The organism is Devosia sp., from assembly GCF_028290645.1.
In the GTDB taxonomy this organism is placed as follows: domain Bacteria; phylum Pseudomonadota; class Alphaproteobacteria; order Rhizobiales; family Devosiaceae; genus Devosia_A.
Window position 1 is genome coordinate 1 of sequence record NZ_JAQGJL010000282.1, and the last position, 8,117, is coordinate 8,117.

10 protein-coding genes are annotated in these 8,117 nt (G+C 65.9%); 7 read left to right on the plus strand and 3 right to left on the minus strand.

What is annotated here, in order from left to right:
- On the minus strand, positions 1 to 336 hold a 336-nt coding region (locus JWQ89_RS15175; RefSeq protein WP_299642338.1), incomplete at its 3' end, for a DUF4386 family protein.
- 73 nt (positions 337 to 409) lie between these two features.
- Here JWQ89_RS15175 and JWQ89_RS15180 point away from each other — a divergent pair.
- Both JWQ89_RS15180 and JWQ89_RS15185 read left to right on the plus strand, forming a co-directional pair.
- Positions 410 to 1,102, plus strand: a complete 693-nt coding sequence (locus JWQ89_RS15180; RefSeq protein WP_299642339.1) for a YafY family protein — start codon at positions 410 to 412, stop codon at positions 1,100 to 1,102.
- A 62-nt stretch (positions 1,103 to 1,164) separates the two neighbouring features.
- The gene (locus tag JWQ89_RS15185; RefSeq protein ID WP_299642341.1) at positions 1,165 to 1,533 is read left to right on the plus strand and encodes a VOC family protein; all 369 of its coding nucleotides are present in this window, start codon (positions 1,165 to 1,167) and stop codon (positions 1,531 to 1,533) included.
- Between the two features lie 31 nt (positions 1,534 to 1,564).
- Here JWQ89_RS15185 and JWQ89_RS15190 read toward each other — a convergent pair whose 3' ends face one another.
- Positions 1,565 to 2,719 (minus strand): aminotransferase class I/II-fold pyridoxal phosphate-dependent enzyme, encoded by a 1,155-nt coding sequence (locus JWQ89_RS15190; protein ID WP_299642342.1) that lies wholly within the window; start codon positions 2,717 to 2,719, stop codon positions 1,565 to 1,567.
- A gap of 134 nt (positions 2,720 to 2,853) precedes the next feature.
- Between JWQ89_RS15190 and JWQ89_RS15195 the strand changes: the two genes are divergently transcribed.
- From JWQ89_RS15195 to accC, 4 genes are all read left to right on the plus strand, one after another.
- Positions 2,854 to 3,783 carry a DsbA family protein gene (locus tag JWQ89_RS15195; RefSeq protein ID WP_299642343.1) on the plus strand — a complete coding sequence of 310 codons (930 nt, stop codon included), beginning with the start codon at positions 2,854 to 2,856 and terminating at the stop codon, positions 3,781 to 3,783.
- 263 nt (positions 3,784 to 4,046) lie between these two features.
- Positions 4,047 to 4,481 carry a type II 3-dehydroquinate dehydratase gene (gene aroQ, locus JWQ89_RS15200; protein WP_299642345.1) on the plus strand — a complete coding sequence of 145 codons (435 nt, stop codon included), beginning with the start codon at positions 4,047 to 4,049 and terminating at the stop codon, positions 4,479 to 4,481.
- A gap of 10 nt (positions 4,482 to 4,491) precedes the next feature.
- The gene (gene accB / locus JWQ89_RS15205) at positions 4,492 to 4,989 is read left to right on the plus strand and encodes an acetyl-CoA carboxylase biotin carboxyl carrier protein (protein ID WP_299642346.1); all 498 of its coding nucleotides are present in this window, start codon (positions 4,492 to 4,494) and stop codon (positions 4,987 to 4,989) included.
- 5 nt (positions 4,990 to 4,994) lie between these two features.
- A complete protein-coding gene (gene accC / locus JWQ89_RS15210; protein WP_299642347.1) occupies positions 4,995 to 6,341 on the plus strand; it encodes an acetyl-CoA carboxylase biotin carboxylase subunit in 1,347 nt (448 codons plus the stop codon).
- A 222-nt stretch (positions 6,342 to 6,563) separates the two neighbouring features.
- On the opposite strand, the gene JWQ89_RS15215 is transcribed toward accC, so the two are convergent.
- Positions 6,564 to 7,529, minus strand: a complete 966-nt coding sequence (locus tag JWQ89_RS15215) for a hypothetical protein (RefSeq protein ID WP_299642348.1) — start codon at positions 7,527 to 7,529, stop codon at positions 6,564 to 6,566.
- A gap of 84 nt (positions 7,530 to 7,613) precedes the next feature.
- Here JWQ89_RS15215 and aat point away from each other — a divergent pair.
- Positions 7,614 to 8,117, plus strand: a 504-nt coding sequence (aat, locus tag JWQ89_RS15220) for a leucyl/phenylalanyl-tRNA--protein transferase (protein ID WP_299642349.1), incomplete at its 3' end; no start/stop codon positions are given.

Here is an 8,117-nt window from a genome sequence, read left to right on the forward strand (position 1 = left end):
CACCAGGATGACCCACCGCAGCAGCCCGAGCGCCTGCACCAGTCCGGCCAGTACCCCCGCGCCGATCGACAGCGCCGCAACAAACGCGTCGCGTGGCCACATCAACAGGCCAAGCCCGATTGCCGCCGGGATCATGCCCAGCGCCGCCGCCATCATGGCGTACCAGTAGAGATGCAAGTCCGGCCCCGCCGTGGCAAAGCGCGTCAGCACCTCGCCCGCCGGCTGGCGCAGGATATCGGGATAGTCGAACGTCATCTGCAGGCCGGTGAAACCCGCAGTGAAGACCAGCGGAACGGCGATCAGCAGGATGCCGGTGGTGCGTGTGGTCGCGGTCATGTCGAGCCTCCCTTTGCGATGACGGAAACTATGCGCCTTCTCGCGCCGAGCCGAAATCCGCTACGATCAGACCATGTCCCGCACCGAACGCCTGCTCGACCTGATCCAGCTACTCCGCCGGCACCGCACACCAGTCGCCGGCCCTGCCCTCGCCGGGGAACTCGGCATCTCGATCCGCACGCTCTACCGCGATATCGCAACGCTGCAGGCGCAGGGGGCAGACATCCAGGGCGAACCCGGCATCGGCTACATCCTCCGCCCCGGCTTCACGCTGCCGCCACTGATGTTCTCGGCCGACGAGATCGAAGCGCTGGTGCTCGGCTCGCGCTGGGTGGCGGTTCGGGCCGCCGACGAGCGGCTGGGGCTCGCGGCGACCAACGCCATCAGCAAGATTTCCGCCGTGCCGCCGTCCGAGCTGCGGGAAAATGTCGATGCCGCGGCCGCGCTCCTCGTAGGCGGCGGGGAGATGATCCCGATGGTCGCCGACCTCGGGGCGTTGCGGGTCGCCATCCGTAACGAGCACAAGGTTGCCATCGCCTACCGCGCTGCGGACGGATCGAGCACGGACCGCACGATCTGGCCCTTCGTCATCGGCTTCTTCGACAAGGTGCGTGTCGTCGCGGGCTGGTGCGAGCTGAGGCAGGACTATCGCAGCTTCCGGATCGACCGCATCTCGAGCATGGAGGTCACGGGCATGCGCTATCCGCCCCGGCGCGCCGTGATGCTGAAGGAATGGCGCGAACGCGAGGGCGTGCCGTCGCGCTGACCACTGCCGGAAACTGTCAGTCGCGCCGGCTAGGCTGTCTCCATCAGCAACAGGAGACACCAATGTCCAAGCTCAATTTCGTCATCGCCTATGTCGAGGATGCCCCCAAGGCGGCCGAACTCTACAGCAACCTCCTCGGCGCCACGCCGGTCGAGAGCTCGCCCAACTGGGCGCTGTTCGCCCTCTCCAGCGGCCTCACCCTCGGGCTCTGGGCTCGCAACGAGGTGCAGCCCAGGCCGGACGGCGCCGGCGGCGGCGAACTCTGCGTCGAGGTGGAGACCGACGACCAGGTCGCCACCACGTTCGATGCCTGGCAGAAGCTGGGCGTGGAGATCATCCAGCAACCGACCCGCATGGATTTCGGCCTCACCTTCACGGCGGCCGACCCGGACCGGAACCGGCTCCGCGTCTTTTCGCCGAGCCAGCGCTAGCTGCGTCGGGCGGCCGCCATTCAGCGGCCGCTCATTTCCCCTTCAGGAACTGCTCGATCCGGTTCAGGCCCTCGTCGACCGTCGCCCGCGTCCCGGCATAGGAGAAGCGCACGAAGCGGTTGCCGTTCAGCCTGTCGAAGTCGATCCCCGGCGTCGCCGCCACGCCGACCTCGTCCAGCATTTGCATGCAGAAGCTCAGCGAGTCGTTGGTGAAGCGGGAGAAATCGACATAGGCGTAGAACGCGCCATCGCCTTCATTGGCCGAGGCCAGCCCGAACTGCGCCAGCCCTTCGGCCAGCACATGCCGGTTCACCGCATACTGCGCCTTCTGCTCCTCGGAATACTCCCGCTCGCCGAGCGCCACGCGGCCGGCGATCTGGCTCAGCGTCGGCGCGGCGATGAACAGATTCTGCTGCAGGATATTAGTGCGGCGGTTGAACGCCTCGGGCAGCACCATCCAGCCGATGCGCCAGCCGGTCATGCAGTAGTATTTCGAGAAGCTGTTGATGACGATTGCGTCGCGGGTGAACTCGAGCGCCGACACCGACGGAGCCCGGTAGTCGAGCCCGTGATAGATCTCATCCGAGATGATGCGCACGCCGAGCCGGGCGCAGGTCTCGACGATCTCCTCGAGTGCCTCCCGGGTCACCGCAGCGCCGGTCGGATTGGCCGGCGAGGCGAAGAGCAGCCCGTCGAACTTTTCGCCGGCATGTGCCGCCTCGATATCGGCGGCGCTGAGGCGCCAGCCGGCGGCCGCGCTCACCGGGATTTCGACCGCTTCCATGCCGAGCGCGTCGAGGGTGTTGAGATAGGCGGGATAGCCGGGGCGGGTCACCGCGATCTTCGCGCCGCGCCCAAAGGCGGCGAGGAACGCCAGGATGAAGCCCGAGGATGAGCCCATGGTGACGACGAGGCTCTCGGGATCGACTTCCACCCCGTGCTGCGCGCGGTAATAGGCCACGAGTTCCCGGCGCAGTTCGATCTGGCCGGCGGAGTGGGTGTAGTGCTGCGGCAGGTCGAGCGCTGCTGCCACGGCCTCGCGGACGCGTGGCGCCGGCGGTGCGCCGGGCTCGCCCGATTCCATATGCATCACCGTCCGGCCGCTCGCCTCGACGAGCTTGGAACGCGCGGTGATTTCCATGACGTAGAAGGGCCTCAGGCCCGTGAGCTTGGTGTCGTCCTGCATGGCGCCTTGGCTAAGGGAATTGCGGCGGCGCCTCAACTAGAATTGAAGCCGATCGACGCGGCCCTTTACCTCGCCATGGCAAAATCGCTCTAGTCTGCTAGACAGTCGCCGAAACAGTCCGTTGCGGAGCTTGTATGTCGCGCCTCACGACCATCCTCGTCCTGCTAGTCGGCATCCTCGCCGGCGGTCTCGGCGCTTCCCTCCTGGCGCGGCCGGCTGTCAACGAAGGCGCGGTGCGCGCCATAGTCGAGGACGTGGTGGCGAAGGCGCCGAAGCCCGAGCCCGGCCTTACACCGTCGGCAGTCGAGACCATCGTCGCCGATTTCATCGCGCGCCAGCCCAAACAGAACCTGCCGGGTTCAACCGCCGTCGCAACGCTCGACCCATCGACGCTCAATCCGATGATCGAGGACTACCTGCTGAAAAATCCGGGGATCATGCAAAAAGTCTCCGCAGCGCTGGAGGCCCAGCTGACGGCCGAGCGCATGGCTGCCACGAAGACCGCGCTGGCCGAGCTGAAGCCGGCGATCTACGAAGCGCCGGGCCAGATCGTCCTCGGCAACCCGCAGGGCGATGTCACGCTGGTCGAGATGTTCGACTACAACTGCACCTATTGCCGCCAGGCGCTGCCCGATCTTGCGACTCTTCTCGACGAGGACAAGAACCTCAGAGTCATCCTCAAGGAGTTCCCGATCCTGTCGCAGGGCTCCATCGATGCGGCGCGCGTCGCGGTGCAGGTCGCCGACGCCCAGGTCGACTACTGGGCGTTCCACCAAGCGCTGTTCACCAACCGCGGCCAGGTCGACAAGGCCGCGGCGCTGAAGGCAGCCGCCGATCTCGGGCTCAATCCGATCACGCTGGAAATGGGCATGAACACTCCCGACGTCGCGGCGGTCATCGACCAGAGCTATCGCATCGCCGACAGGCTCAAGATCACCGGCACGCCGACCTTCATCATCGGCGAGGAAGTCATCCCGGGCGCCATCGGTCTTGATGCGCTGAAGCAGCGTATAGCGAACATGCGCGCCTGCGGCGCGACGGTGTGTCCCGCTCAGCCGGGGTGATCCGGGGATAGCCTCGACGCTGGTGCGAGCCGCCCCCCACCCCTGTCCCCTCCCCCTGAACGGGGGAGGGAGACCCTTCCACAAATGCCGGTGCTTTCGTCTCCCTCCCCTTACTTAGGGGGAGGGGACAGGGGTGGGGGTCCACAGCCACCGCTCAATCAATGGGCCGCCAGCAGCTCTCTCGCCGCAAAACCGCCCTTTTTCGTGCATTACTCCGCGCCACGCTTGCGCCCGCTGGGGGGCCGGTGCAAAAGGCACGAACCATGGCTCACCGCGTTCTCGTCCTCAACGGCCCGAACCTCAATATGCTCGGGACCCGCGAACCCCAGACCTACGGCACGCAGACGCTTGCCGACATCGAGAAGATGGCGATTGCCGAAGGCAATGCGCTCGGTTTCGAGGTCACCTGCAGGCAATCGAACATCGAAGGCGAACTGGTCACCTGGATCCAGCAGGCGCTGGGCAATTTCGACGCGATCGTCATCAACCCGGGCGCCTATTCGCATACCTCGATCGCCATCCACGATGCCTTCCGGGCCGTGGCGCTGCCGGTGATCGAAGTACACCTGTCGAACATCTACACCCGCGAGGCGTTCCGCCATCATTCCTATGTCTCGCCGGTGGCGACGGGGGTGATTTGCGGTCTTGGCGCTACCGGATATAGGCTGGCGCTCCACGCACTGGCCGAAAAACTATAAGAGGCAGAACATGACCAAGGCGCCCCCGAATGCCGATCAGGAGCTGATCGAGGCCATTGCCCGGCTGCTCAACGAGCAGAACCTGGCCGAGATCGAGATCGAGCGCGACGACATGCGTGTCCGCGTCACCCGGTCCTACGCCACGCAGGCCGTGCAGCAGGTCGCCATGCCGGCCTACGCCCCGGCTCCGGCGGCCCATGCTGCACCGGCGCCCGTCGCTCCGGCTGGCGCGGCCGCCAACATCGCGCCGACGCATGACGATCTCAGTTCCAACCCGGGCACCCTCACCTCCCCGATGGTCGGCACCACCTATCTGTCGCCCGAGCCCGGCAAGCCCGCGTTCGCACCGGTCGGCACCAAGGTGTCGGAAGGCCAGACCGTCCTCATCATCGAAGCGATGAAGACGATGAACCAGATTCCGGCGCATCGTTCCGGTACCGTCACCCGCGTCCTCGTCGAGGATGGCACCCCGGTCGAATACGGCCAGCCGCTCGTCGTCATCGAGTAAGGCAGATGTTCCAGAAGGTCCTCATCGCCAATCGCGGCGAGATCGCGCTCCGTATCCTCAGGGCCTGCAAGGAGCTCGGCATCCAGACGGTCGCCATCCACTCGACCGCCGATTCCAACGCCATGCATGTGCGCCTTGCCGACGAAAGCGTCTGCATCGGACCGCCGCCGGCCAAGGACAGCTACCTCAACATTCCCTCGATCATGGCCGCCTGCGAGATCACCGGCGCCGACGCCGTGCATCCAGGCTACGGGTTCCTCAGTGAGAACGCGCGCTTCGCGCGGATCCTCCAGGAACACAAGATCACCTTCATCGGCCCCTCGTCGCACCACATCGAGATCATGGGCGACAAGATCACCGCCAAGCGGACGGCGGTCGAACTCGGCATTCCGGTGGTCCCCGGCTCGGCCGGCGAGGTGAGGACCGAGGCCGAGGCGCTGGCGACCGCCGACGAGATCGGCTACCCGGTGCTAATCAAGGCCACCGCCGGCGGTGGTGGGCGCGGCATGAAGGTGGCGCACACCGTCGCCGACGTGCTGCTCGCCTGGTCGACGGCGCGCGCCGAGGCGAAGGCCGCCTTCGGCAACGAATCCGTCTACATGGAAAAGTATCTCGGCAAGCCGCGGCACATCGAAGTGCAGGTGCTCGGCGACGGCCAGGGCAATGCGGTGCACCTCGGCACCCGCGACTGCTCGCTGCAGCGCCGCCACCAGAAGGTCTGGGAAGAAGCCGCCGCGCCAACCGTGCCGATGGCCGAGCAGATCGAGATCGGCGAAGTCTGCGCCGCCGCCATGCGGAAGCTCAAGTACTCGGGTGCCGGAACCATCGAGTTCCTCTACGAGGACAGCAAGTTCTACTTCATCGAGATGAACACCCGCCTGCAGGTGGAGCACCCGGTCACCGAGCGCATCACCGGCGTCGACATCGTCTACGAGCAGATCCGCGTCGCCTCGGGGGAAAAGCTCAGCATCGAGCAGAAGAACGTGCAGTTCAACGGCCACGCCATCGAAGTGCGCATCAATGCCGAGGACCCGCAGACCTTCGCCCCCTCGCCTGGCAAGATCACCTTCTATCATCCGGCCGGCGGCGTCGGCGTGCGCGTCGACAGCGCGGTGTACCAGGGCTACTCGATCCCGCCCTACTACGACTCGCTGATCGGCAAGCTCATCGTCTACGGCCGCACCCGGCCCGAATGCCTGCAGCGCCTGCGCCGCGCGGTGGACGAGTTCGTGGTCGACGGGGTGAAGACCACCCTCCCGCTGTTCCAGCGCCTGATCAAGGAGCCGGACATCATCACCGGCAACTACGACATCCACTGGCTCGAAAAATACCTCAAGGAAAACAAGGCCTGAGGCGGGCGGGCGTTAACGGCTGTTAACGGAATATGAACGCCCGGCCCAGCGCCGGTTCAGCCCCGCTGGGGCATGGTCTCCCGATAGACAGGGGAAAAGCCATGCCGCACCTGATCGACTACCTCGACGCCATCATCATGATGTCACCGGTCGTTCTCACCGCCATCGTCCTGCCGTTCCTGGTCCGCTTCGTCATCCGCTGACGCAAGCCGGCTGCGGGCATCACTGGTTGGGACCGGTCGCGGCAGGCTGTCGCACCGCAGCCAGCCATTGCCGTAGCGCCTCAGTGTAACCCGCCCGATCCGACTCGAAACTCATCGGATGCCGGTCTGCGTCCGTCCTCCAGAACAGGATGTCCGGCCGCTTCGCCACAAGCCGCTCGCTGATCGAGAACGGCACGAGCGGATCGCGCGTCCCGTGCGCTACGAAGATCGGCCCGTCGAAGGCCGCCACGGCGTCAAGGCTCACCGCCTGCCTGAGGTCGCGCCGGAACAGCGTTGAAATCTCCAGCCCGGCCGTGGCCACGAGGTCCGACAGGGGCACCCAGTAGCGCTTGCCGCCGGCATGGATCACGGCCGGAAAATCCAGCGCCGGTGCATCGAGGGCCAAGCCGGCAATGGTGCGCGTGTCTGCGGCATGCGTCAGGTACTGCCCGGTGATCGCCGCTCCCATCGACTCCGCCGCAATCACGATCCTTTCCGCGCCCTGGCCATGCGCCCAGTCCACCGCCGCTTCTAGGTCCCTCCACTCGTCGAGGCCGAAGCTGTAGAGGCCGTCGGCCGAACGCGGCGCGCCCTTGTCGTTGCGGTAAGTGATCATCAGCACCGGCACGCCTTGCTCATGCAGGGTCTTGACGATGCGGTAGCCGTTCTCCCGCAAGCCACCGATGCCATGTACCCAGATCGCCCAGATCGGCGACGGCTCGGCGGCCGGAATGACCCACGCCTCGGCCGGTCCAAGCTCGGTCGCATATTGCACCGTCTCGAACGCGTAGCCGAAGGCCTGCCCCGGATCGCCGCGATAGCCGATCGTAAGCGGATCATCGGGCGGGGTCCGGGTATAGCCGGCCCAGTCCACGACTCCCGCGGTCAGCAACCCACCCAGCCCGAATGCCAGTACGAACGGCGCGACGATCACGTACACTGCGGCAAGCGCCAGCGCCAAGCTCAGCCACCTCAGGATTCGCACCTTCACCCCCCTCATCCCCTCGCGCCGGGCATTCCTCCTGATATGCACATTGCCCGGCGTCCAAGGGAGTCCCATATTCTTCCCATGACCCGCAAGACCGACCCGTTTGCCATCGACCTTACCCCCGAGCTGATCGTCCGGGCGTACCAGGCCGGCATTTTCCCGATGGCAGAGGACGCGACTTCGCCCGACCTGTTCTGGGTCAGCCCGCAGAAGCGCGGCATCATTCCGCTCGATGATTTCCACATCTCGAGGAGTCTGAGGAAGACGCTGCGCACCCATCCCTATCAGGTGAAGGTCGACACCGATTTCCCCGGCGTCATCGAGGGCTGCGCCACCTCCGGCGTCGATCGCGAGACCACTTGGATCAACCCCGAAATCCGCCGGCTCTATGGCGCGCTGTTCGATCGCGGCATCGTCCACACCGTCGAGGTGTGGGATGGTCCGGCGCTGGTCGGCGGGCTCTACGGCGTGTCGCTCGGCGCCGCGTTCTTCGGCGAATCGATGTTCCACCGGAAGACCGATTGCTCGAAGATCGCCATGGCCCACCTGCTCCACCGGCTGGTCGCCGGCGGCTATCGGCTGCTC